The organism is Streptomyces sp. NPDC088124 (genome assembly GCF_040685895.1).
In the GTDB taxonomy this organism is placed as follows: domain Bacteria; phylum Actinomycetota; class Actinomycetes; order Streptomycetales; family Streptomycetaceae; genus Streptomyces.
The window spans coordinates 1-25,031 of the sequence record NZ_JBFBJB010000026.1; the positions used below are offsets into that span (position 1 = coordinate 1).

18 protein-coding genes are annotated in these 25,031 nt (G+C 71.5%); 9 read left to right on the forward strand and 9 right to left on the reverse strand.

The genetic code is table 11. The annotated features are described in order from the left end of the window. Positions 1–91: 91 nt before the first annotated feature. Entirely contained in the window at positions 92–640 is a 549-nt protein-coding gene (locus tag AB0P17_RS22055; RefSeq protein WP_365813401.1) for a DUF1707 and FHA domain-containing protein, read from the reverse strand. Between the two features lie 181 nt (positions 641–821). Between AB0P17_RS22055 and treZ the strand changes: the two genes are divergently transcribed. Beyond that, on the forward strand, positions 822–2,597 hold the full coding sequence (gene treZ, locus AB0P17_RS22060; RefSeq protein ID WP_365813595.1) for a malto-oligosyltrehalose trehalohydrolase: 1,776 nt from the start codon (positions 822–824) through the stop codon (positions 2,595–2,597). 57 nt (positions 2,598–2,654) lie between these two features. Here the strand turns inward: treZ and AB0P17_RS22065 are convergent, their stop codons facing one another. The 3 genes from AB0P17_RS22065 to AB0P17_RS22075 all read right to left on the reverse strand — a co-directional run bounded on the left by AB0P17_RS22065 (position 2,655) and on the right by AB0P17_RS22075 (position 5,730). Then, entirely contained in the window at positions 2,655–3,413 is a 759-nt protein-coding gene (locus tag AB0P17_RS22065; protein WP_365813597.1) for a methyltransferase domain-containing protein, read from the reverse strand. Between the two features lie 199 nt (positions 3,414–3,612). Then, complete coding sequence (locus tag AB0P17_RS22070) at positions 3,613–4,752, reverse strand: aminopeptidase P family protein (RefSeq protein WP_365813403.1); 1,140 nt, start codon at positions 4,750–4,752, stop codon at positions 3,613–3,615. A gap of 27 nt (positions 4,753–4,779) precedes the next feature. Further along, on the reverse strand, positions 4,780–5,730 hold the full coding sequence (locus tag AB0P17_RS22075) for a hypothetical protein (protein ID WP_365813404.1): 951 nt from the start codon (positions 5,728–5,730) through the stop codon (positions 4,780–4,782). A 278-nt stretch (positions 5,731–6,008) separates the two neighbouring features. On the opposite strand from AB0P17_RS22075, the gene AB0P17_RS22080 reads away from it, so the two are divergent. From AB0P17_RS22080 to AB0P17_RS22090, 3 genes are all read left to right on the forward strand, one after another. Further along, positions 6,009–6,410, forward strand: a complete 402-nt coding sequence (locus AB0P17_RS22080; protein ID WP_365813406.1) for a VOC family protein — start codon at positions 6,009–6,011, stop codon at positions 6,408–6,410. Between the two features lie 195 nt (positions 6,411–6,605). Next, positions 6,606–9,107, forward strand: coding sequence for a GTPase-associated protein 1-related protein (locus AB0P17_RS22085; RefSeq protein WP_365813407.1), 2,502 nt, complete (start codon positions 6,606–6,608; stop codon positions 9,105–9,107). A gap of 279 nt (positions 9,108–9,386) precedes the next feature. Continuing rightward, entirely contained in the window at positions 9,387–11,528 is a 2,142-nt protein-coding gene (locus AB0P17_RS22090) for a tetratricopeptide repeat protein (RefSeq protein ID WP_365813409.1), read from the forward strand. 433 nt (positions 11,529–11,961) lie between these two features. On the opposite strand, the gene AB0P17_RS22095 is transcribed toward AB0P17_RS22090, so the two are convergent. Then, positions 11,962–13,218: a hypothetical protein gene (locus AB0P17_RS22095; protein ID WP_365813411.1), complete on the reverse strand. Its 1,257-nt coding sequence runs from the start codon at positions 13,216–13,218 to the stop codon at positions 11,962–11,964. 296 nt (positions 13,219–13,514) lie between these two features. Between AB0P17_RS22095 and AB0P17_RS22100 the strand changes: the two genes are divergently transcribed. Beyond that, positions 13,515–16,691 carry a tetratricopeptide repeat protein gene (locus AB0P17_RS22100; protein WP_365813599.1) on the forward strand — a complete coding sequence of 1,059 codons (3,177 nt, stop codon included), beginning with the start codon at positions 13,515–13,517 and terminating at the stop codon, positions 16,689–16,691. Positions 16,692–17,156: 465 nt separating this feature from the next. Here AB0P17_RS22100 and msrB read toward each other — a convergent pair whose 3' ends face one another. The 4 genes from msrB to AB0P17_RS22120 form a co-directional block, all read right to left on the reverse strand. Then, positions 17,157–17,564 carry a peptide-methionine (R)-S-oxide reductase MsrB gene (gene msrB / locus AB0P17_RS22105; protein ID WP_365813413.1) on the reverse strand — a complete coding sequence of 136 codons (408 nt, stop codon included), beginning with the start codon at positions 17,562–17,564 and terminating at the stop codon, positions 17,157–17,159. Between the two features lie 41 nt (positions 17,565–17,605). Beyond that, positions 17,606–19,030, reverse strand: a complete 1,425-nt coding sequence (gene murC, locus AB0P17_RS22110) for a UDP-N-acetylmuramate--L-alanine ligase (protein WP_365813415.1) — start codon at positions 19,028–19,030, stop codon at positions 17,606–17,608. A 72-nt stretch (positions 19,031–19,102) separates the two neighbouring features. After that, positions 19,103–19,573, reverse strand: coding sequence for an indole-3-glycerol phosphate synthase (locus AB0P17_RS22115; RefSeq protein ID WP_365813417.1), 471 nt, complete (start codon positions 19,571–19,573; stop codon positions 19,103–19,105). 159 nt (positions 19,574–19,732) lie between these two features. Next, on the reverse strand, positions 19,733–20,632 hold the full coding sequence (locus AB0P17_RS22120; RefSeq protein ID WP_365813420.1) for a pyrimidine reductase family protein: 900 nt from the start codon (positions 20,630–20,632) through the stop codon (positions 19,733–19,735). A gap of 37 nt (positions 20,633–20,669) precedes the next feature. On the opposite strand from AB0P17_RS22120, the gene zapE reads away from it, so the two are divergent. The 4 genes from zapE to AB0P17_RS22140 all read left to right on the forward strand — a co-directional run bounded on the left by zapE (position 20,670) and on the right by AB0P17_RS22140 (position 24,885). After that, positions 20,670–21,779, forward strand: a complete 1,110-nt coding sequence (gene zapE / locus AB0P17_RS22125) for a cell division protein ZapE (protein ID WP_365813422.1) — start codon at positions 20,670–20,672, stop codon at positions 21,777–21,779. A gap of 113 nt (positions 21,780–21,892) precedes the next feature. Continuing rightward, positions 21,893–22,318 carry an OsmC family peroxiredoxin gene (locus AB0P17_RS22130; protein ID WP_365813423.1) on the forward strand — a complete coding sequence of 142 codons (426 nt, stop codon included), beginning with the start codon at positions 21,893–21,895 and terminating at the stop codon, positions 22,316–22,318. Between the two features lie 107 nt (positions 22,319–22,425). Beyond that, positions 22,426–23,790 carry an alkaline phosphatase PhoX gene (locus AB0P17_RS22135; protein ID WP_365813425.1) on the forward strand — a complete coding sequence of 455 codons (1,365 nt, stop codon included), beginning with the start codon at positions 22,426–22,428 and terminating at the stop codon, positions 23,788–23,790. Between the two features lie 261 nt (positions 23,791–24,051). Continuing rightward, positions 24,052–24,885 carry a PPK2 family polyphosphate kinase gene (locus AB0P17_RS22140; RefSeq protein WP_365813601.1) on the forward strand — a complete coding sequence of 278 codons (834 nt, stop codon included), beginning with the start codon at positions 24,052–24,054 and terminating at the stop codon, positions 24,883–24,885. The last annotated feature ends 146 nt before the right edge of the window (positions 24,886–25,031 follow it).

Here is a 25,031-nt window from a genome sequence, read left to right on the forward strand (position 1 = left end):
CACCATGGCTCCGCCATGCCTCGATCCTCCGCCTTGCGATGCACGCACCCCAGCCCCGCTCCTTCTCCCACCCCCCATTCGCCGGTCGGTCTTAGTGAGAAGAGAGCCGGAAGCTCATCTGACCGAAGGTCACCATGTCCCCGTCCCGCACGACGACCGTCGAGGTGACGCGCCGTCCGTTGACGGTCGTGCCGTTGGTCGAGCCGAGGTCGCGCAGGACCCATCCCCCGCCCTGCATGCTCAGTTCGGCGTGCAGCCGCGAGACCGTGTCATGGCTGAGCCGCAGCCCGTTGACCGGGTCGCGGCCGATCCGCAGCGGATACGGGCCCGGCTGCGGCAGCAGCAGTTTCGGCAGCCGCTCGGCCTGCCACGCCCTGCTCAGCCGGTGCGAGAACGCGGATATCCGGCCGACCGCCGCGAACAGCCCCCGGGACCAACGGCCTTCGGCCTCCAGATCCGCGGTGAGCGGCTTCAGTTCATCCACTCCGCGGGCGGCGAGCGCCAGGTCCGTCCGGCGGAGAAAGGTGTCGTGCGACAGCTTGCCCTGCGCCACGCCTTCCCTGAGCACCGCCAGGACACGGTCACGCTCGGTGTCGGAGAGCCTCGCGGGATACGCCCGGGACTCGAAGGAGGACGTCACGGATGTGATTCTCCTGCCGACGGCCCTGGCCTGTCCAGATGGTCCGGACCTCCCGTACGGGCGCCACGACCACCCGATTCCCTCTGATCACCGGGCTTTGGGCCGTCTCCCTTGCCACCATGGGAGGTGTCACCGTCACAGAACCGTGACGGACGGTGCCGACGACAAGGGGGAACCACCCGTGCAGTTCGAGGTGTGGGCGCCGAAGGCGCAGGAGCGGGTCGACCTCCAGCTGGGGGGAACGGCGCCCGTCGTCCTGCCCATGGAGCGTGACCAGGGCAGACCCGGCTGGTGGACCGCCGAGACGGCCACCGCGCCGCCCGCCGGGACGCGGTACGGCTTCTCGCTCGACGGCGGCCCCGTACGGCCGGATCCGCGCTCCCGCCGCCAGCCGGAGGGCCCCGACGGCCGCAGCGCCGTCGTCGACCAGGCCGCGTTCGACTGGCGCGTCCCCTGGACAGGACGGCCGCTGCCCGGCACGGTCCTGTACGAGCTGCACATCGGCACGTTCACCCACGAGGGCACCCTCGACGCGGCGGCGGCGCGGCTCGCGCCCCTGGCCGAGCTGGGGATCACCCATGTCGAGCTGATGCCCGTGTGCCCCTTCCCCGGGACCCACGGATGGGGGTACGAGGGGGTGTCGCTGTGGGCGGTCCACGAGCCGTACGGCGGCCCCGAGGCGCTCAAGCGATTCGTCGACACGGCGCACGGCCTGGGGCTCGGCGTCGTGCTCGACGTCGTCCACAACCACCTCGGCCCGGCCGGCAACCATCTGCCCGCGTTCGGCCCGTACTTCACCGACACGCATCACACCCCGTGGGGCGCCGCCGTCAACCTCGACGCCCCCGGCTCGGACGAGGTCCGCGCCTATCTGCGGGAGAGCGCCCTGGCCTGGCTGCGGGACTTCCGGCTCGACGGGCTGCGCCTCGACGCGGTGCACGCGCTGGCCGACGACCGGGCGCTGACCTTCCTCGAAGAGCTCTCCACGGCGGTCGACGCGCTCGCCGCCGATCTGGGCCGTCCGCTCTTCCTGATCGCCGAGTCCGACCTCGGCGACCCGCGCACCACCCGGCCGCGCGGGGAGGGCGGCCTCGGGCTGCACGCGCAGTGGAACGACGACTTCCACCACGCCCTGCACACCGCGCTCACCGGCGAATCCCAGGGCTACTACGCCGACTTCGCCCGCGCGCCGCTGGCCGCGCTGGCCAAGACGCTCACGCACGTCTTCTTCCACGACGGCACGTACTCGACCTTCCGTGGCCGTACGCACGGCCGCCCCGTCGACCGTACGAGAACCCCCGCGCACCGGTTCCTCGGCTACGCGCAGACCCATGACCAGATCGGCAACCGGGCGCTCGGCGACCGGCTCTCGGCGACGCTCTCCCCCGGGCTGCTCGCCTGCGCGGCCACCCTCGTCCTGACCGGGCCGCACACACCGATGCTCTTCATGGGCGAGGAGTGGGGCGCGGCCACGCCCTGGCAGTTCTTCACCGACCACCCCGATCCGGTCCTCGCGGAGGCCGTACGCAGCGGCCGGCGCAGGGAGTTCGCGGCGCACGGCTGGGCGGCCGGGGAGATCCCGGACCCGCAGGACCCGGCGACGCGCGAGCGCTCCTGCCTGGACCGCTCGGAGCAGAGCCGCGCGCCGCACGCCCGCCTGCTGGCCTGGCACCGCGAACTGATCGCCCTGCGCCAGGCCCACCCGGACCTGGCCGATCCGGACCTGGCGGCGGTGCGGGTGGCGTACGACGAGGGGGCCCGCTGGCTGGCGTTCCGCCGAGGGGAGCTGCGGATCGCGGTGAACCTCTCCGCGCGGGAGGTCGGGATCCCGCTGGACGGCGGGGCCGGGAACGGCGCCGGGCGGGTGCTCGCGGCGTGGGAGCCGGTGGCGGCGCCGGGGGTGGACGGGGTGCTGCGGCTGCCACCGGAGTCGTGCGTGGTCCTGGCCGACCGCTGAGCTTCCCGGTCCGGCCGCCGGGGGCCGCGGCCCCCGGCGTGATCCGGTCGAAAGCCTCTAGACCGCCGGGTCCCGGCGGAACAGGGCCGTCCACAGGAACGGTTCGCCGAAGTGGGGTGACTCGGGCGGCTCGTCGTTCATGCGGCGGATCTCGACCTCCGTGAGGTCACCGAAGATCCGGCGCAGGGACTCCGGCGCGTAGGCGAGGCCGCCGTGCAGGCCGGGTCCGCCGGACGGGCCGGACGGCCGGTAGAAGGCCGCGTCGGGGAGTTCGGAGCCCATCCGCCCGCCGGCGAAGCAGGTGAGGGCGAGATGGCCGCCGGGGGCGAGGAGCCGGTCGACCAGGGCGAGATAGCTGACGCGCCGGTGGGGCGGCAGGTGGTGGAAGCAGCCCGAATCGTGGATCAGGTCGTACGGACCGCTCAGCGCCTCCGCGCCGAGGGCGAAGACATCGCCGCGGTGGAACCGGATGTCGGCACCCGCCTCGCGGGCCCGCTCCCGTGCCCAGTCGACGGCGGCCGGGGAGAGGTCGACGGCGTCCACCCGGAAGCCCCGGGCGGCGAGATGGAGGGAGTTACGGCCGGGGCCGCATCCCAGATCGAGCGCGCGCCCCGGTCCGCCGACCAGGCCCCGGTCGAGGTACGAGACCAGGCTCTCGTCCGGTTTCGCCACGAAGAACGGCACCGGCCTGTCCCGGTCCGCGTAGAAGGCGTCCCACCAGCCGGCCGCGCCGGCCGTCCAGCGGTCGGCCTCCGGCGCGAACAGGCCGTCCAGCAGCCTCAGCACATCCTCGACGGTGCGTATGTCCCGGTCCATCAACTCCCCTTCCGCCATGGGGAAACCGTGCCACCCGACGCTGGGGAAGGCCAGGTCGGGACCGGTTCCGGGAGGAGGTCCCGGCGGCGTGGACGGGGCCGGGACGGCCGTACGGGAAGCTGGGAGGCTCCCCCCGTACCGGACCCCCGTACCACCGCCTCCCGCACCCCGTGGGTCCCCGTCAGCGGGCCCTTTCCGGCTACTCGACGATCGCCATCTCGCGCGAGGTGTTGTTGAGCCGGCGGCCGCCGTCCTCCGTGACCGTGACGATGTCCTCGATGCGGACACCGAAGCGACCCGGCAGATAGACACCGGGCTCGACGGAGAAGCACATGCCCGGCACCATCGGCCGCTCCTCGCCCTCGATCATGTACGGCGGCTCGTGCGTCGTGACGCCGATGCCGTGGCCGGTGCGGTGGATGAAGTACGCGCCGTACCCGGCGTCCGCGATGACCGCGCGGGCCGCCCGGTCGACCTCCTGGCAGGCGGCGCCGGGCCGTACGGCCTCGAAACCGGCCTGCTGCGCCCGGCGTACGACGTCGTGCACGCGCCGCTCCTCGGCGGTCGGCTCGCCGACATGGACGGTGCGGGTGGTGTCGGAGCCGTACCCGAACCTGAGCCCGCCGAAGTCGAGGACGACCATGTCGCCGCGCTCGATGACCCGGTCACCGGCCTCGTGGTGCGGATCGGCGCCGCCCGGACCGGATCCCACGACGGTGAAGTCGACCTGGGAGTGGCCGTGCTCCAGCAGGAGACGGGCGAGATCGGCGGCGACGTCCGTCTCCCTGCGCCCGGCGAACCGGACCTTCAGGATCTCCTCGTAGGCGGCGTCGGCCGCCGCGCCCGCCGCCTCGACGCGCGCCAGCTCGCGCGCGTCCTTGACGGCGCGCAGCATCGGCAGCGCCTCGGTCAGCGCCACATAGGAGGTGCCGGGCAGCGCCCGCTGGAGGGCGAGGAGGTGCAGCGCCCAGGCGTTGTCGCTGACACCGAACCGGCCCGCCGGGTCCAGCAGCGGCGCCGTCAGGCCGTACGGATCCGTGCCGTCCGTCCAGTCCCGCAGGGTGAGCGCGGGCGCCCCGGCGGCCCGTGCGGCGTCCGGGGCCTCCAGGGCGGGCACCACCAGGACGGGGTCGCGGCCCTGGGCGACGACGAGCAGCGTGAGCCGCTCGGTGTCGGCGGTCGGCCGGTAGCCGGTGAGATGGACGAGGTCGGGCCCGGGGGCGACGAGCAGCCCCGCGAGCCCGGCGCCGGCCGCCGAAGCGGCGGCGCGGGCCAGCCGGGCGCGGTAGTCGTCCGCGGTGAACGGCGCCGGCTCGGGGGACAGGGGGGTGACGGGCATGCGGTCTCCTTCTCGGTGCCGGCGGTGCTACTCCGGGTCCAGCCGTTCCAGGAGTTCCTGGAAGTCGTCGCCGACGACGATCCGCAGCCCCTCGCCGTCCTCGTCCGCCTCGCTGAGCTGCGTGAGCGTGCCGCCGCGCCACCAGTAGACGTACGGGCTGATGGCGCCCGGCGTGTCCTCGTACCCGGAGGCGGCGAAGGACGCCATCGCGTTCAGGGAGGGGATCATCGTCCTGTCCCGGATGACGTGGAAGGCGAGCTGGTGCCGGAAGGGCAGCGCGACGAGCGCGCCGTCCCGCGTGATCCGCTCGCCGGTGACCTGCCGTACGACCGTCTCCAGGGCGAGGACGCGGCTGGCGGTGTAGAAGGAGTCGCCGAGGATCACCTCGAACCGCATCCCGTCGGGGCCCTTGTCCTTGACCGTCTCGCGCCCCTCGATGGGCAGGTCGCGCAGATTGCGCAGCGCGCGCTCGCGGAGGTCCTTCACCTCGCCCAGCGGCTCCAGCGCCTCGTCGGTGAGCATCATGACGCTCTCCGGCAGATCGAGCGCGAGCACCTCGTACAGCCCCGGGGCGACCGAGCGGGCGTACCCGAACGTCTGGGCGTCGAGGCCGTCCTCGCTGATCACCCGGGGGTAGAGCTGGGCGCGGATCTGCTCGGGCGGCAGGGTGTCGAGCGCGGACGGGCCGTCCATGGTGCGCAGCACCATGCCCGCGTGCCTGCGCGCGAGGTCGCCCCAGACGCGGGGCCCGCGGTCGTCGTTGTGGCAGACGGCGGCGAGGTTGCCCAGACCGAACTGGCGGCCGGAGCTGTCGGTCACCATGTCGGCGTAGAGCGTGACCTCCAGGCCGTGCTCCGCGAACGCCTCGCGGACCTGGCCGCGGAAGAGCGCGGCCTCGTCCACCGAGAAGAACGAGAACGCGGGGTCCCGGGGCGTGTCACGTCCGTCACGCCTCGGCCCTCGCCGGAACAGCCCCACACCATCGCCTCCGCCCGTGTCCGTCCCGCGTCGTAACTTTCCTGCCGGACTCCCCGGAAAACACCGGCCCCGGGGGATCACGTGAGCGACCCGGGATCACCCGGCGGGCGATCCCGGCGACGGCCGGGGCCGGTCCCCGTGCTCGTCCCCCTGCGACCGTCCCCCGTGATCGTCCGACTACCGATGCTAGTCCCCGGGTGTGACAGGACGACGACCACGGTCCGCGCAGGAGAAGTGCCGCCTTGCCCCGGAGGAGATCATACGTATAACTTCTCTCCATGTCCCATCTCGCTCTCGTCACCCTCGTCGTCGACGACTACGACAAGGCCATCGCCTTCTACACCGGAGCCCTCGGCTTCGAACTGGTCGAGGACACCGACCGCGGGGACGGCTCCCGCTGGGTCGTGGTCCGCCCGCGCGCGCTCCCCGGCGACGCCGGTCCGGGGACCGGTCTGCTGCTGGGGCGCGCCAAGGACGACGCGCAGCGCGCGAGCATCGGCGCGCAGACGGGCGGGCGGGTCGGGTTCTTCCTGTACACCGACGACTTCGCCCGCGACCACGCCCGCATGCGCGCCGCCGGGGTCCGCTTCGTGCGGGAGACCCGCCACGAGCCGTACGGAACGGTGGCGGTCTTCGAGGACCTGTACGGCAACCTCTGGGATCTGCTCCAGCCCGCGTAGCGGCGGTCCCCGGAGCAGGGGCACGGGACCGGGTCACGGGACCGGGTCACGGGCCGGCTCGCGGGGCGAGGTCACGGGGGTGGTGCGCACGGGGCCGCGCGGGGCGGTACCTTCGTGCTGCCGAAATCCGGCGCGCCCCGGCCGGGTTCACGGCGGGCGCGGACCGGACCAGCCAGGAACGAAGGGGGCCGGCCCATGGGCCTGGCGCAGTTGCACTACACCTCGGTCCCCGCGGGCCAGGACGGGCCGGGCTCCGGCTTCGTCTCGGTCACCCCCGGCATACCCGGGCCGCTGCTGGACGAGGCGGAGCGGCTGCTCGCGTACGAACCGCCCGAGGAGGCCCCGCCGCACCCCACGGCCGCCGAACTCGCCGCGCTGCCACAGGCGTTCAGCCACAGCGTGCTCGCCGACGGCAGCCGGCTCCTGGCCCGTACCGTCCCCACGGGCGCCGGAACGGGGCCCGGCAGCGGCACCCGCGGCGCCCACACTCATGCCGTACTGCTGCCCGAGGGCTCCGGGCTGCCCGGTGGCGGCCTGCCCATCTCGGCCTGGAACTCGGTACGTTGGGCCGCCTCCCCGCCTCAGAGCCCGACCCCGGTGCCGCTGGAGGCCCTGCCGCCGCTGGGGCTCTTCGGCCGGGACGTGCTGGCCGGGTTCGCCGCCGCGCGCGCCCCCTGGCTCGCGGGGTTCTTCGCGGGGCTGCGGGAGCAGGCCGGGGCCGGCGCGGCCACCGGGTCCGGCACCGGCGGGTACGCGCGGATCGTCCTGGTCGAGCGGAGCAGCTCCGATGTCGCCCAGTGGATCGCGCTGGCCTGCGCCGTCCTGCCGCGCGACCACGCCGAGGCGCTGACGTTCACCACGTACACCCGCCGGCCGCGGGCGGCCCGCCAGCGGATCGTCGGGGTGCTCCCGGACGGCGCGCGGGAGCTGACCGGCACGGACCACGGGTGCCGGGTGCTCGACTGCACCGGCCGCCCGCCCGCCCCGGCGGCGTCCCACGGGGCCGCGCATGTCCCGTACGTCTGGGGCGAGATCGCCGCGCGCGTCTGGCTCGGCAGGGCGCCCGAGGTCTTCGCGGACGCGGCGGCGCTGCCGGGCGGTGTCCTCTCCCCCGGCGCGCTGGCCTGCGTCGCGCTGTGCGCGGATGTCACGCTGGGCCCGGAGGGCCGTACGGAAGCGGCGGCATGGGCGTACGAGCAGATCAGGACAGTGGACCCGGAACGGCTGCACCGGCTCGTCGAGGCGCTCGCCGCCCCCGCCGAGGACCACCGGACACCGGCCGAATGCGCCGCCCTGGCACGGCTGTTCACCGCCCTCGGCGACCGGGCACGGCGGACGGGCCGGGACGGCGACCGGGCCGCCGCCGCCCTCGGCACCCTCGGCGCGCTCGTGCTGACCACGGCGGTCCGGATGGACGGCGCGCCCCACGAACCGCTCCCCGAGGCCGAGTTGTCGGCGCTCCCCGAGGATCTCCGGCGGCGGCTGGCGGCCGAGCTGGCCCCCGGCATCCTCGCGGGCATCGCCGACGACACCGCGCCGGACATCGCCCGCCCCGTCGGGCTCCTGCGGATCGCGGGCATCCTCGGTGTGGACTGCGCGGAGCCGCTGCCCGGCCTCGCCACCCGGCTGGCGCGCGCCCTGGCCGCCGATCCCGACACCGCCCGCGTCCCGGCCGTACGCACCATGCTGGAGGACCACTTCGAGCTGCGCACCGCGCTGCTCGGCGCGCTCGACGCGCGGGCGGCCGAGGATCCCGTCGCCACCGCTCGGCTGCTGGGCGCGGTCGGTCTCCCCCTCGGCGCGGTCCAGACCCTGCCGCATCTGCGGATGTGCGCGGGCGCTCCCTGGGTACCCGAGGCCGGCGGCGACGGGCTGACCGCCCTGCATGCCGCGCTGCGGGCCGGCGGTGTCTCGGCGTTCACCGATCCGCTCGTGCTGCGCACCGCGGTCCGGCTGGTGTGGGACGGCTCCGCGCCGACCGCGGGCGAGGCGCGGCAACTGCTCGGCGAGACGGGCTCGGACGCGCACCGCGCGTCCGGCACCTGGGCCACGCTCGTCAGGGCGGCGCTCGACAGCCCGGCCGGTGACCCGGACGCCCCGGCCCTCGCGCACGATCTGCTGCGCTGCTTCCCCGACACACTGGAGCCGCGGGTACGCGGTGCGCTGCTGCTCCTCGACTTCGTCGGCGGTCTGGGTTCCGGCCGGGCCGAACCGCCGTGGTCGGAGCGGGCGTTGTCCCTGCTGCGCGACGCCGAGCCGGTGGAACCGACCCTGCGGGCCCGGGTGTTCGAGACCCTGGGGCGTCAACTGCTCTCGGAGGACCGGCCGGAGGGCGAGCTGTACACGCTGATCCACTGCGGCGAGCCCGCTCTCCTCACGGCGTACGCGACGGCGGCCCAGGAGCCCGGCGTACCCGACCGGCTGCGCACCTCCCCCGCGTACGCCGCCCACTGCTTCGTCGCGTGGAGCTCGCTCCCCGGCGCGAGCGCCGAGTGGGACCGGACCCGTATCCCACTCCTCGACAAGGTCCTGCGGCCGGTGGTGCGCGCGTTGCCCGACGCGGACGTCGCCGCCGTCGAACGGCGCCTGGAACAGGTGGGGGCCCACCGCGCCGAGGAGTTCCGCGCCTGGAACCGGCCGACGGGCGCGCTCGGCCGACTGGGCCGGCGCTTGGGCACCCTCGGCCGGCAGCGCTGAGCCGTGGCCGAGCTTCCCCTCGGGCCCGAGGCGTTTGCGGCCTGCGACCGGATGTCCGCTCTTTGCTCGCCGCTCACATCCGTGACGCCTCAGAGCGCGGAGTCAGCTGTGGGCGTCCGGGGAGACGGGCCGGGAACCGGTGGCAGCTCAGCTCCCCTCGCTTCTCCCCATGCCGCAAATTAATCTGCCGTGTTTTCGGATCCGCGGCTATCGATCACTTGCACGGAAAGGATCCATCCAAGGAATCGGTACTTACCTACGCAGGGCCGGAGGGCGCGAGTGCCGGGGGACGGGCGCGAGTCCCACAACGAGTTGAGCGGCACCGTACACGGCCCAGCCATACAGGCGGGTGTCGTTCACGGCGATATCCACATCAATTCGGGGAGAAGCTCTGCCGACCGGACACCCTGGCAGCTTCCCCCGCTCGTGCGGGTGATCGACCGGTCAACCGAGCTCACGGCGTTGGAACGCCATCGTGCCCGCGCCGCGGGGGAGGGGCGGTCGGCACTGGCCGCGATGAGCGGACTGGGCGGGGTGGGCAAGACCACTCTCGCGCTCAGGTGGCTGCATACTCTGCGCCTCCAGTTTCCGGGCGGCCAACTCCACGCGGACCTCGGGGCTCAGTCGCCCGACGGACCGGCGCACCCGGGAGAGATACTCGCGCGCTTCCTGCGGGCCTTGGGGGTCCCCCCGCAGCAGATCCCCGCGCCACTCGCCGAGCGGGCTTCGCTGTACAGATCGTTGACGGCGAACCAACGCCTGGTGGTACTGCTCGATGACGCCGCAACGGCGGCCCAGGTCCGGCCATTGCTGCCTGCGGGCGGCAACGTCACCGCTGTGACCAGCCGCAGACGGCTGACGGGGCTGACAGTCGACGGGGGTTATCCCGTCCACCTGGAACCGCTCGCCCCCGAGGCCGCGGTCGAACTGCTCTCGGACACTCTTTCGGACAGGCGGGTGACCGAGCAGCCTGAAGACGCGCGCACATTGGTCGAACTGTGTGCCGGGCTCCCGTTGGCCGTTCGTGTCGCCGGTGCGCGGCTCGCGGCGCGCCCCGGACGGAGTATCAGCACGATGGTCCGCGCGCTCACCAAGGAGCATCGGCGACTGGAGGCACTCGCCATCGACGGCGACCACAACGTCGGAGCGGCGCTGGATCTGTCGTATCAGGCGCTTTCTCCCGCCGCCGCCCGGCTCTACCGATTGCTTGGGCTGCACTTCGGTCCGGAGTTCGACACCTCGGTGGCCTCGGCGTTGCTCACCGCGGAGGATGATGCGACGGAGTCGCTGGAAGCCCTCCACGATGCGAGCCTGCTCGTCGATGCCGCAGGCGATCGTCATCGCTTTCACGATCTCGTACGACTGCACGCCACCGCAAAGGCGGGAGAGGACGAATCGCCGCAGGAGCGCGTACGGGCGATGCGCCGTATCGCCGATCACTACCTCGCGAGCGCCACGCGTGCCGAGGAGATCGTCGATCCCCAGCACCGGACCATGGCCCGGGACTACGGGGCCGGCTCCGTGGTCGTCGCGGATGTCGGCTCCAGCTCCGAAGCTGCTCTGGACTGGCTCGAACGTGAGCTGCCCAATCTGATGGCGGTCATTCGCCAGGCCCGTTCCGCCGGATTCCCGACCGTCTGCTGGCAACTGGCCGATGCCTTGTGGCCGCTTTTTCTGCGGCGGAAGTTCTACGACGACTGGTGCGCCGCGCATCGGGAGGGACTGGCAGCGGCACGGGACTTGGGGGACTCGGCAGCCGAATGCCGGATGCTCACCTCCGGCGGAGTGGGGAAACTCGGTTCCGGCAACCCTGGCGACGCTCTGGGGATGTTCGAGCGGGCCGCACAACTCTTTCTGGAACAGGGGGACCGACTCGGTCATGCCCGCACGCTCAACTACTGCGGACTCGCCCTCCATCGGCTCGGGCGTCCGGACGAGGCCGTGGAACTCTTTCTGCGCGCCGCCACGGAGCTGCCCCTGCACGGCGACAAGCGGGCCGGCGGGCTGGCCATGCTCAACCTCGCCGATGTCACGCTCGCCACAGGACAGGCCGAGGAGGCGATCCGCCAGGCCGGTACCGCCCACACCACGCTTCGAGGAGAGGGCGACACGTACAACGTCGCCCGGGCGGCCATACTCCTGGGCCGCGGGTATCTCGCTCTCAACCGACTCGACCGGGCGGGAGAGCTGCTGTCCTCGGCGCTGGCGACGCTGCGGGGCATGGCGGCGAACTACGAAATGGCCCGCGCCCTCGGGAGCCTCGCCGAGCTCTCCGAGCGACGCGGGCAGACGCGCCTCGCCCGGAAACGCTACCGGGAGGCGCTGGACCTCTACTTCTCCGTGGGCCGTTCGCGATCGGACGAAGCCGAGGCAACGCGGTACCACCTCAGCCAGTTGGAGCGCGGCGAGTCCGATGCCTGAGCCCGCGGAAGGCATGCCACGACGGAATCCAGAGCTGTAGGAGGAAGGCCGGCCACCAGACAGGAGTGAGCCAGCGAGGCGAGGAATTCCCACGCTCCTTCCGGCTGCCCCGGTCCACCTGCCTCGATCTCAAGTACCCGGCCGTCCGGAACGAGCCCGATCCAGCAGCGAAGACCGTGATGCACCGCAACGACCAGGGCGCCCGGACAAGCCTCGGCCAGTTGGGCGGCCTCCCGCGCTCCCGTACCGTGCGCGATCAGCACGTCCCCGAACACAGGCCACCTTCCCGGTGCGGAGAGCCGGACCCTGACGTGCTCGTCCACGGAAAGAGCCCCGGAAGCCCGGTTCACCAGCACGGTCCGAACCCTGTGTGCCGGGCCGCGGACTCCTGTGGCCACGCGCACCGCGCACTGGGACACGACAGCGAGAATCCTCATCGTGGCATCGCCCTGCCAGGCTCGTCGTACCGCACCACCACCGGAAGACGCGCAGGTTCTGTGGTCGTCCGTGCGGCGGGGGCTCGCAGACGGAGCTTCCGGTAGAGCAACGCACGCATCCTGCGCGCGAACCGGCCGGGCTCCGAGGTGATCCGGGCCGCGACGCGCTCGTACCTGTGCGTACGACGGATCACGGAACTCCGTTTGAGCTGAGGGCACACCGGACGGTCTCCGTGCAGTCGTGGTGCGAAGGACATGAGTTCGGCCATCGGCGAGCTCGAGTCCACGTCCGCGTCGGGGCGGCCCGCCATCAGCACCGGCGCACTCGTCATCGCACCGTAGAGCGAGACCGATCCGTGATCGCCCACTATCCGGTCTGCGGCGACAACCGTTCCGGCCCAGTCTCCGCGCGGGCTGACCACGATCAGGCCCGAGCGCACCAGCTCTGCGAGCCAGGTCCGAACCTGCCAGTCCCCATGCGCGTTCCAGACATGGGGATGGAGGAGCACGGCAATCCGGTACTCGTCTCCGGGCAGTTCGGTGACCAGCCGTTGCAGCGTGTCCCACCCCTGTCCCAGAAGTGAGTCGGGCCCCCAGGTGGAACAGGCGAGGACGAGTTTCTGCCGGGCCCCGATCCCCAATGCCTGCCGGTACAACGCCCTGAAGGCCAGGCTCGCGGCGACGCGGTCGAAGCACGGGTCGCCCACTACTTCTGCTGCCGGCAAAGCCTCAGGACACTCGCGGCCGAGCCTCGCCAGCTCTTCGTGATGGGCCAACACGATCGCCTCGGGCACCACCGCGCCGTCCCGCACCAGCCGCTGTCTGCTGAGGCCGTGGACGCTTCGGTGGATCACCGGCCGGCCACGCTGTGCGAACGCGGTGATCTTGTTGTGCCCGGCGCCGTGTGGAATGACGACGACGGGCGCTTGCAGGTCATGGAGGCTGCCATGGCCGGCGGCCAGAGCGAGGTCGAAACTCGTCTGTACCGCCTGACTCCAGGGCAGCACGAGGCCGCCCAGCCGGTCGAGGAACTCACTCACCCCATGACTGAACACGTCGGGCGCCTGGGTGAAGATGGTTTGCACCCTGATGTCGCCTTCCAGCAGGCGTATCGCGTCGAGTAATCGCTGGCCCGCGATCACGGTGTGCACCACGACGAGGACTCTTCTGCGGGTCCGGCGAGTGGCCCAGCGTTCGACATCCAGACGCACCGGCACATGCCTCCCATACGGCTCCGGCATTGTCACGCTCATCGTTGAATTCCCCCCGGTTCTTCCTTCATGGCTTCGCGGCCGCGACCTTTCACAGCCGATGCAAGGGGGATGCCCGGGAAGCTGGATGGCGCACTTGCAGGAACCCTGCACTCCGCTGGGACGGCGAAGTTGTCACCCCACCGGGGACAGCGAAAGCAATTACGCCTGTGCGCCTGCCGCGCTTCAGTGCGCCTCCGTCTCCGCCCTGACTCCACACATCGGCCATAGAACAGTGGTGCGGGTCACACAGATGACGTTGCCGAAGACCGTGGGAAGAGGCACACCCGTCGGGGGTGATGGTGGATCTTCTTGCTCTGGGACCTCTCGAACTCTGGCATGACCAGCAACAGTACGGTCTGGGATCGCCCAAGGAGCGCCGCGTGTTGGCCGTACTGCTCCACGCTCGTGGTGAGCCGGTCACGAGGGACACACTGATGGACCGGGTGTGGGACGGCGAATTGCCTCCGACAGCCGTGGGCACACTGCACAGTTACCTCTCCCGGCTGAGGGGACGGCTGCGCCGAGCGTCCGGCGACGACAGGGTACGGGTGCATCGGCCTTCCCCTCGGCTGTACCAACTGCAGGCGGATCCGGAGGACATCGACCTGCTGCGCTTCCAGCGGCTGCGTTCGGACGCGGTGGCTGCGGCTGCCCGGGGCGATCACCAGCTGGCCATCGGGCTGTTGCGGACCGCCGAAGCTCTCTGGCGAAGCGAGCCATTGAGCGAGTTCACCGAAAGCTCCTGGGCGCATGCGGCACGTTCCCGGCTGATCGAGGACCACCGCCGGGTACGCGAGGAGCGGATCGGGCTGGAAATGACCTTGGGTCGCCACGCCGATCTTGTGGGCGAACTTCAGGAACTCGCGTCACAGAATCCTTTCGCTCAACAGGTGATCAGTTCCTTGATGCTTGCCCTCTACCGCTCAGGACGTCACGAGGAAGCGCTTGCCGTCTATCGAAGAGCACGCAGGCGATTACACGACAGCCTTGGCATCGAGCCGACGGGAGAACTTCAGCGGCTTCACCTCCGTATGCTCGAACAGGATCGTGACCTCTTGCGGACGGAGACGTACTCCACCCATCCGGCCCCGCTTTCCGAGCCGAGCAACTGCCTGCCGCGCGACATCCCGGATTTCACCGGGCGGGTCGGCGAACTGCGTATCCTGCTCACCGGTTCCACCGCCGAGGCAGGCGGGGCCACCGCTCTGCCGGTCACCGTGATCCACGGAATGCCCGGCATCGGGAAGACCGCCCTGGCCATACACGCTGCTCACCAGTTGTCCACAACCTATCCGGACTCCCAGTTCTACGTGGATATGCGAGGCTACAGCGGTCAACAGCCGCTCGATCCCGCCGAGGCCCTGGCCACCTTGCTGCATACGGCTGGATGGCCTGGTGAGCTGCCGGCCATGCTGGACGAACGCGCGGCCAGATGGCGCGAGTGGACCGCTCGGCGTCGTGTGCTTGTGGTCCTCGACAACGTGAGAGACGCCGCTCAGGTCAGACCCTTACTGCCGGGGTCCCCAACCTGCTGTGTCCTCGTGACCGCTCGGAGCCGATTGGCCGGCCTGGACGGAGCCGCGTCCCTGTTCGTGGACTCCTTGTCAAGGGAGGAGACAGCGGTTCTCTTCACCCGAATCGTCGGCGCGTCGAGAGTGTCCGCCGAGCCGCGGAACCTGCAGCGAATCGTGAACGCGTCTGCGTGCCATCCCTTGGCCTGTCAGGTCCTGGCGAGCCGCTTCCGCCATCGGGACTCATGGGACCTGCGACATCTCCTCGACCGACTGGAGCACACAACCAGCCCTCTCCAGGAGTTCGACGCACGAATCAGCGCGGTGTTCCAGTTCTCCTACAGGGAACTCAACACCTCCACGCGAGAGCTGTTCCGCCTCCTCGCTCTGCACACCGGATCCGACATCACCCTCGATGCAGCCGCCGCGCTGGTCGGCCCGGACCTCGGGAGAGAGACCGGGCTGTTGGAGCGATGCGTCGAGGAACTGCTCGACGCCAGCCTCCTGGAGGAGCCGGTCCATGGACGCTACCAACTGCACGATCTCACCCGGGCCTACGCCCTGCGGGTCTGCTTCCGCACAGAGTCGGAAACGGTCCGCCATGCCGCGGCCGACCGTCTCATCGCCCACTACATCACCACCGCATACCGGGCCGACCGGCTGGCCCATCCCCATCGCCGGGTGCTACCCCTGCCCCCTCTCCCGGACCCTGAGGTGCTCCACACACCGATGTTCTCCGACGCGGACGGGGCATCGGTGTGGCTGACCGTGGAACGCGCCAATCTCGTCGCGGTCGCCCGCACGGCCGGCGCCGAACACCCCGAGTTCGCGGCTCTGTTCCCGCACATCCTGGCGAGATGCCTCAAGCGGTGGGGCGCGTGGGACATCGCGGCAGAGCTGTTCGACGCGGCGGTACCGGCCCTGCGTTCGTCCGGCGACCGCTGCCTGCTCGCCCGGACTCTCACGGACCACGCGGATCTGCTGGCACAGCGCAACCACGGTAAGGCCCTGCGGCACGCGACCGAAGCTCTTTCGATCTACTCGGACCTGCACGACGCGCACGGACGTGCCGACGCCCTTTTCCAGTCCGGCCGTGCCCACCTCGCCGCAGGCCACGGCGACACCGCGCTGCATGTCCTGGAACAGGCCCTGAAGCTGTACCGCGAGGTCGACAACCGTGCCGGAGAGGCCAACTGCCTCAATGTCGAGGGAGCCGTCCTATACTACGCGGGGCGATACGACGAAGCTCTCAACAAGGTCCAGCTGACGGAGGCGATCTACGAGAAGTTGCCCGATCCGCACGGGCTGGCACAGGCTCTGAACAACCGCGGCGAGATCCGCTTCCTCCAGGGACGGTACACCGAGGCCCGTGACTGTTACGAACGGTCACTGGTCCTGATGCGACAGCACGGCGGGCGAGTCGACTTGGCGATTCTCTCGACCAACCTCGGCGCCGTGCACCAAGCCGTCGGGCAAGGCGATCAGGCACTCGCCCATTTCGAGCGAGCGCTCGCCGCCCATCGGGCCAGCGGCGACGCCCTGGGCGAGGCCGACGTGCTGATCAGCATGGGGACCGCCTACGCCGACTCAGGGCGCCGGGGCGAAGCCCTGTTGTATCTCACCATGGCAGAACAGGTTGCCACCAGCATCGACAATCCGTACGAGAGAATGCGCGCGTTGATCGGCGCGGCGGATGTCCAGCGTGAATCGGGGCGGCTCGACACCGCGGCCAAGGGCTACGAGCAGGCTCTTGAGGTGGCCGGTCGCATCAACTTCCCCATGGGCGCAGCCCACGCGCTCGCGGGACTCGCCCGAACCACTTCTCTGTCCCGTCGCCCCGCCGAGGGGATCACCGAGGAGTACGGCGAACAAGCCGTCGCTCTCTATCGCAGCCTGGGTGCCACAGCGGAGGCGGAGGGACTTCTCCAGTTCCTGACGAGACCCAGATCGACCGGCTCCTGAGCCCCCTCCCAGGAGCCGGCACTTCCATCCCGGCCGTGATCAGCCGAGAACACCGCTACTGATGGTCCGCGACGGGATCACCACATCCAGCGGAGCACAACCGGCACCGCGTAGGCGACGGCCATGACGTGGACGGTAGCGACGTACAGCTTGTACAACTTCACTTCACTCCTTGCAGCTCGCACTTCGACAAGGCCAGCGCCCAAGATCACGCCGGCACGCGCAAAAGCTACTGGTGTGATGACCCGACCGGAACAGGTTCGCCCGCATGTCCTGGGAATTCCTTGGTCATCGCCGCCGCGGCCACGGCCGGGACACGAATCCAGCCCGCCAGGGTTCCGCCCAAGGAGCCGCGCCGCCGGTTGTCCGTCAACTGCGACCGACGCCGCCGAGCACAGCGAGATGTCGTCGGCGCGCACGCCGCGGACGTGACTGCCGACACAGTGTCAAGGCCGCGGCCTCACGTCAGTCCTCGGTCGGCGCCAGCCGCAGCGAGATGCTGTTGATGCAGTACCGCTGGTCCGTCGGGGTCGGGTAGCCCTCTCCCTCGAAGACATGGCCCAGGTGCGACCCGCAGCGCGCGCAGCGGACCTCGACGCGGACCATGCCGTGCGAGCGGTCCTCGACCAGTTCGACGGCGTCGCTGTCCTTCGGGTCGTAGAAGGACGGCCAGCCGCAGTGCGACTCGAACTTCGTGTCGGAGCGGAAGAGGTCGGCGCCGCAGGCGCGGCAGGAGTAGACCCCGGTCGTCTTCGTGTCCGTGTACTCACCGACGAAGGCGGGCTCCGTGCCGGCCTCGCGGAGCACCTTGTACTCCGCGGGTGACAGCTCCGCGCGCCACTGCTCCTCCGGCTTGTCGATCTCGTACGCCATCGCTCGTGCCTCTCTGCGTCGGACAGGGTCGGTCGGGTGGATCAGCCGGCCAGGCGGGCCAGGATCCGCGGGCCGAGGTCCGTGACGTCGCCCGCGCCCATGGTGAGAACGAGATCACCGGGGCCCGCCATTCCCGCCACCGCGTCCGCCACCGCGTCCTTGTCGTGGACGGCCGTGACCGTGGCGCCCGCGGCCCCGGCCGCCTGGACGATCAGGTCGCTGGTGACGCCGGGGACCGGGTCCTCGCGGGCCGGGTAGATGTCGAGGACGAGCGACGCGTCCGCGAGCGCGAGCGCCTGTCCCATCTCCGTGGCGAGCTCCTGCGTACGGGAGAACAGGTGCGGCTGGAAGACGACCAGCAGCCGGGAGCCGGGGGCCGCCGAGCCGCGCATCGCCTCCAGGTCGGCCGTCATCTCCGTGGGGTGGTGCGCGTACGAGTCGATGACCTGGACGCCCGCCGCCTCGCCCTTCAGCTGGAGGCGGCGCTTGACACCGGTGTACGCGCCGAGCGCCGAGGCGAGGTTGTGCGCCGGGATGCCGAGGGCGACGCCCGCCGCGAGGGCCGCGACCGCGTTGAGGGCGTAGTGCCGGCCGGGCACCGAGACCGTGAAGGTGAGCAGACGGCCGGCGAGCAGGACCGTGACCTCGCTGGTCAGCCCGCGTGCGGTGATCTTGTGGACCCGTACGTCGGCATCCTCGGCCACGCCGTACGTGACGATCTTCACCGGGGCCGCGTCGGCCGGGCCTGCCAGGTCGCGCACGCGCGCGGTCAGCTCGACGGCGCCCTGCTGGTCCGCGGAGATCACCAGGGTGCCGCCCGGGACGATCTTGCCGGCGAAGATCTCGAAGGACTCGTAGATCTCCTCCATCGAGGCGTAGTTGGCATGGTGGTCCAGCTCGACGTTGAGGACGATCGCGACCTCGGGGTCGTACTTCTGGAAGCTGCGGTCGCTCTCGTCCGCCTCCGCGACGAAAATCTCCCCGCCGCCATGCCGGGCGTTGGTGCCGGGGCCCGCGAGGTCGCCGCCGATCGCGTACGACGGGTCGAGGCCCAGCTCGGTGAGGGCGACGGCCAGCATGGAGGTGGTGGTCGTCTTGCCGTGGGTGCCCGCGACGGCGATCGGCCGCAGGCCGCCGCCCATCAGCGAGGCCAGCGCGTCGGAGCGGTGCACCACGGGCACGGAGAGTTCCGCCGCGCGCGCCAGCTCCGGGTTGTCGGCCCGGATCGCGCTGGAGACGACCACACACGAGGCGTCGTCCGCGAGGTGGGCCGCGGCGTGGCCGATGTGCACGGTGGCCCCCAGCGCGCGCAGCGCCTCGGCGGTCTCCGACTCCTTCGCGTCGCTGCCCGCGACCTTCGCGCCGCGCTGGGCGAGGATCTTCGCGATGCCCGACATCCCGGCGCCGCCGATACCGATGAAGTGCGGCCGTTCCATGGCGACGGGGATACCGGTAGCGGATGCCATAGGTGTTTCTCCAAGGTGCGAGCGGGGTGCCGGGCAGCACGGACCGGGCATGACGGTGAGTGTCGGCCCAGCCTATTCGCTGTGGGCGAAGAGCTTGAGCACCGGTACGCCGACCTTGTGCCGCGCCCGCGACGCCCAGTCCCGGTGGAAGAACTCCTCCACGTAGTGCGGCTCGGTGAGCACGATCACCTCGTCGGCCGCCGACTCCTCCACGACGGACTTGAGCAGGTCGAGCGGATGGTCCTCGACGACCTGCCCGACCGCCTCGGAGCCGGCCCCGCGCAGCGCCCTCAGCGAGTGTTCGAGTGCCAGTTCGGCCGGCTGTCTGGCCGCCGTGCCCTCCGGCAGGTCGCCCTCGCGCGTGGCGTCCCTGAGCTCGCCGAGCGCGACGTCGTCGATGGCGCGCAGCAGGACGTCCGCCTGGTCGCCACGGGGTTGCATGAGCAGCACGAAGGAGACCCCCTCGTCGCCGTGGAGGGTGGTCACGAACTCCACGTCCTCCGGCGTCAGGGGCTTCTCGATCATCAATACGCTTGTGAACACGACAGGCGCCCTTCTGTTCCACTGAGCCAATTGAGCCGACTGAGCCACTTGGTGCACGGGTCCTCGGGGCCCGCTGCGGAAACCATCCTTCCCCGTGCCCACACGGGGTCTTGAGAGTAAGTCTGCCCACCGGACGCTAACCGGAACGGTTAATTCCGCTCATTGTCGGGCGCGGCGGTACCGAGTGAAGAGGAACCCGTCCTGCTCCAGCAGGGACGCCAGTGCGAATCGTTCGGGTACGGCGACGCCGGGGCCGCCCGCGATGCGCTGCGCGCCCCCGGCGGTGAGCGTCGGCGAGAGCGTCAGGCACAGCTCGTCCAGGACGTCCGCCGCCACGAACTGGCCCAGCAGCCGCGGGCCGCCCTCGGTGAGCAGCCGGACGAGCCCGCGGTCAGCCAGGGCCCGCACGGCCCGGGCCGGGTCGACGCCGGCGCCGTCCCCCGCGACGATCACCACCGCGCCGGCCTTCTCGGCGGCGCGCACCCGGTCGGGCGGCGCGGCGGCGCCGGTCAGGACGAGCGTGGGGACGCTGGGCGCGGTGAACAGCGGCGCCGCGAGGTCCAGGTCCAGGCCCGCGGTGACGACGGCGATCGCCGGCGCGGGCCGCTGGCCGGCCGCGGCGCGCCGCGCGGCGAACGCCTCCCGGGCGCGGGCCGGCCGGTAGCCCTCCCGCCGAACCGTTTCCGCCCCCACGACCACCGCGTCGGCGAGGCCGCGCAGCACCCCGAAGATCCGCATGTCGGCGTCGGAGGAGATCGCGTGGGACAGACCGTCGTGCTGGGCGGCGCCGTCCAGGGTGGAGACCATGTTGGCGCGCAGCCACGCGCGGCAACCCGCCGGAGCCTCGCCCGGCGAGGTCCCGGCCTCGCCCGCACGCATCGGAGCCCCGCCCGCCGGAGCCTCGCCCGCCGGAGCCCCGCCGGGCGCGTACTCCGGGTAACCGTACGCCTCCGCCAGCTCGTCGAGCGTCCATTCCCGGTCGGCCCCGTCGGCGCCGACCGCGAGGTCAGCGGGGGTGCCGGGCGTTGTCTGATCGGTCACAGGGAACAGCCGTCGCATGTCCAGCAGTCTGGCACGGAGCATAGAGTGAGGGGTTGTGTCGTCCTCCACCACCGCCTCCGGTCCCGCCTCGACAGCCGAGGCGACCCCCCTCTCGCTCTGCGCCCGTGAGCCGCGCGTTCCCGCCGACCGGCTGGTCGCGGAGATGGTGCCGCCGCCGCGCTTCGACTCCGTACGTTTCGACACGTACGTACCCGACCCGAACCAGCCCAGCCAGACCGAGGCGGTCACCGTCCTGGACGCCTTCGCCGCCGGGCTCGGCGGCGCGCACCCGGCGGGCGGCCCCGGCGGCTCCGGATCCACCCGGCGCCGCTGGTTCGCGCGGAAGCCGCCGGCGCCCACGGGGCCGCGCGGGGTCTATCTGGACGGCGGGTACGGCGTCGGCAAGACACATCTGCTGGCGTCGCTGTGGCACGCCACCCCGGCCGCGCCCGAGCAGAAGGCGTTCGGCACGTTCGTGGAGCTGACGAACCTCGTCGGCGCGCTGGGGTTCCAGCAGACCGTGGAGACCCTCGGCGGCCACCGGCTCCTCTGCATCGACGAGTTCGAACTGGACGACCCGGGCGACACCGTCCTCGTCTCCAGCCTGCTCGGCCGGCTGGTCGACCGCGGCGTGGCGCTGGCCGCGACGTCGAACACCCTGCCGGGCAAGCTCGGTGAGGGCCGCTTCGCCGCCGCCGACTTCCTCCGGGAGATCCAGGGGCTCTCCGCCCAGTTCCGGCCGCTGCGCATCGACGGCGAGGACTACCGCCACCGGGGGCTGCCGGAGGCGCCCGCCCCGTACTCCGACGAGGCCGTGACCCGGACCGCGTACGCCACCGAGGGCGCCAGCCTGGACGACTTCCCCGGGCTGCTCGACCATCTCGCCTCGGTCCACCCGAGCCGTTACGGGGCGCTGACGGAGGGGGTGCGGGCCGTCTGTCTCACCGATGTCGTCCCGGTGCCCGACCAGTCGACGGCGCTGCGGCTCGTGGTCCTCGCGGACCGGCTGTACGACCGGGAGGTGCCGGTGCTCGCCTCCGGGGTGCCGTTCGACCGGCTGTTCAGTGACGAGATGCTGAACGGCGGTTACCGGAAGAAGTACTTCCGGGCGATCTCCCGTCTCACCGCGCTGGCGAGGGACGCGAAGGGGCTGGTCACCCTTTAGGTTCCAGTAGGTTGGGGGCTTGTGCACCACGCTTCGGGCGCGTGCCGGGGCGGTCGCCCTCCCGTGGTCGCCCCGGACCGTCATCGGTCAGTTGATCACCGGAAGGAACCATCATGGCTACTGTTCGCACCGCTCACACGGTCTGGGAAGGCGAACTGATCAAGGGGTCGGGCACCGTCACCTTCGACTCCTCCGGCATCGGTGAACAGGCCGTCTCCTGGCCCTCGCGCGCCGAAAAGGCCAATGGGAAGACCAGCCCCGAAGAGCTGATCGCGGCGGCTCATTCGAGCTGCTTCTCCATGGCCCTGTCGCACGGCCTCACCGGCGCGGGCACCCCGCCCACCAAGCTGACCACCAAGGCCGACGTCACGTTCCAGCCGGGTGAGGGCATCACCGGCATCCACCTCACCGTGGAGGGCGAGGTCCCCGGTCTGGACGCGGAGGCCTTCCAGGCCGCGGCCGCCGACGCCAAGGCGAACTGCCCGGTCAGCCAGGCTCTGACCGGTACGACCATCACGCTGAGCGCCACCCTCGTCTGACCCGCGACACCAGAGGCTCCCCGTGACCCGCATGGTTCACGTGTCCCACAGGCACGTGATACACACATGCGGGTCACGTCTCCTGTCCGCCAGCAGGGAGTTGCCTCATGTCCGCAACACGACGTCAGATCCTCGCCCGCAGCGGTGCGACCGCCGCGGGCATCGCCTTCGCCGGAGCCGTATCGGAGCTGTTCGCCGGTACCGCCGCCGCGCAGACGACGGGCCGCAGTGGTTACGGCCCCCTCGTCACCGACCCGGACGGTCTGCTCGATCTGCCGAAGGGGTTCCGCTACAAGGTCCTCTCCCGGGAGGGCGATCCGCTCCGCTCGGGCGAGGGCAAGGTGCCCAGCAACCACGACGGAATGGCCGCCTTCGCGGGCCGGCGCGGGCGGGTCCACCTCGTACGCAACCACGAGAACCGCGTCACGGCCCCGATCGGCGTACCGGTCGTCGAGGGCATCACATACGACCCGATGGGCAAGGGCGGCTGTACGGCGCTCGAACTCGACGGGCGCAACAACGTCCTCGGCGAACAGGTCGCCATCGCCGGTACCGCCGTCAACTGCGCGGGCGGGCCCACCCCGTGGGGCACCTGGCTGACCTGCGAGGAGACCGAGGACAGAGCGGGCACCAACGGCTACACCAAGGACCACGGCTTCATCTTCGAGGTCGACGGCGCCGACCCGCGCCGTACCGGAGCCGTACCGCTGACCGCCATGGGCCGCTTCCAGCACGAGGCGGTCGCCGTCGACCCCGGAACCGGCATCGTGTACGAGACGGAGGACGCGTTCGACAAGCCGTTCGGGCTCTTCTACCGCTTCCTGCCCGAGAAGCCGCGCGGCGGTGTCGGGTCGCTGCGCGCGGGCGGCGCGCTGGAGGCGATGCGGGTGCCCGGGGTGCCGGACCTGTCGACGGTCATGGAGACCGGCGCCACCTTCGACCGCGTCGAGTGGGTCCCCGTACCGGACCCGCTGGCCCGGGAGACCCCGATCCGCTTCCAGGACTTCGGCGCGGGGGGCATCACCCACGCGCAGAAGCTGGAGGGCTGCTACTGGGGCGACCGGGCGGTCTACTTCGTGTCCAGCTTCGCGCACAGCTCGGAGGGCTCGGCGGGCGACCACTTCGGGCAGGTGTGGAAGTACGAGCCGCACCGGCGCCGGCTCACGCTGGTGATCGTCTTCGGCCCTGACACGGACATCCAGTTGCCCGGCGAGTCCCCCGACAACATCTGCCTGGCGCCGAGCGGCGGTCTCATGGTCTGCGAGGACGGCGGCGGCGCGCAGTACGTCTTCGGCGTGACCCGGCGCGGCGAGGTGTACACGATGGCCCGGGGAGCCAACAACGTGGGCACCCCGGAGGACCCGGAGTGGGGCGAGTTCGCCGGGGTGACGTTCTCGCCGGACGGCGCCACGATGTACGTGAACTGCTACCGGCCGGGGACGACGTTCGCGGTGACGGGCCCCTGGCGCTGACGCCCTCCCGGCGCGCCCGGCGACCCCGCCCGGGGTCGCTGGGCGCGCCGATCCGTCGCATCCTCTGATCAGGGCGACCGGTGCGGGGCCGGCGGACGGAAGGGGCGCGTCGTGGCCGTGAAGGACAAGAGGGCCGGGAAGGGCCGGACGGACGGCACCGACGGCAGTCCGAAGAAGCAAGGGAAGCCAGGTAAGCAGGGGAAGCCGGGGAAGCCGGGCCGGTCGGAGAAGCGGCCGGAACCGGCGCCCCGCCTCCGTGAGCTGCTGCGCGTCCCGGAGGGCGGCGCCGTCGACCTCGCCGCGTACGACACACGGGCGACCCCCGGCGGTCCGCCGGACAAGGCCGCGGCACAGGCGGCCATGAGCGCCCTCGCCGGACGTCTGGCCGGGCTCCAGGAACGCCTGTACGCGTCCTCCACCGCGGGCGACCGGCGCCGACTGCTGCTGGTCCTCCAGGGCATGGACACCAGCGGCAAGGGCGGCACCGTCAAACAGGTGATCGGACTGTTCAACCCGTCGGGCTGCCGGATCAGGGCGTTCAGGACGCCGACGGCGGAGGAGCGCGGCCACCCGTTCCTCTGGCGGATCCGGCGGGCGCTCCCCCTGCCGGGCGAGATCGGCATCTTCGACCGTTCGCACTACGAGGACGTCCTGATCGCCCGCGTCCGCGGGCTGGCCTCCGGGCGGACCCTCGGCGCCCGCTACGGGCAGATCAACCGCTTCGAGCGGGGGCTGGCCGACGACGGGGTGACGCTCGTGAAGGTCTTCCTCCACATCGGGTACGAGGAGCAGCGCGACCGGCTGCTGGCCCGGCTCGACAACCCGGACAAGCACTGGAAGTTCCAGCCGTCCGACATAGCGGACCGCGCGCTGTGGCCCGCCTACCAGGAGGCGTACGAACTGGCGCTGCGGCGCTGCTCCACGGAGGCCGCGCCGTGGTTCCTCGTCCCGTCGGACCGCAAGTGGTACCGCAACTGGGCGATCAGTACGCTGCTGCTCGAACACCTGGACGCGCTGGACCCGGTGTATCCGCCGGGCGGCTTCGATGTCGAGGAGAGCCGCAGGCTGCTGCTGGCCACGGAGCCACCGGGCTGAGCCCGGGCCGGGTTCTGGACGGGCGGGTGTCCTGGCCGGCTGCTGTCCTGGCCGGGCCGACGTCCTGGCCGGGCCGGCGTTGCGCGCCGCGCACCGATTCCAGGTAGATCATCATATATTTTCCGCGTGTGACCAGATATACACAC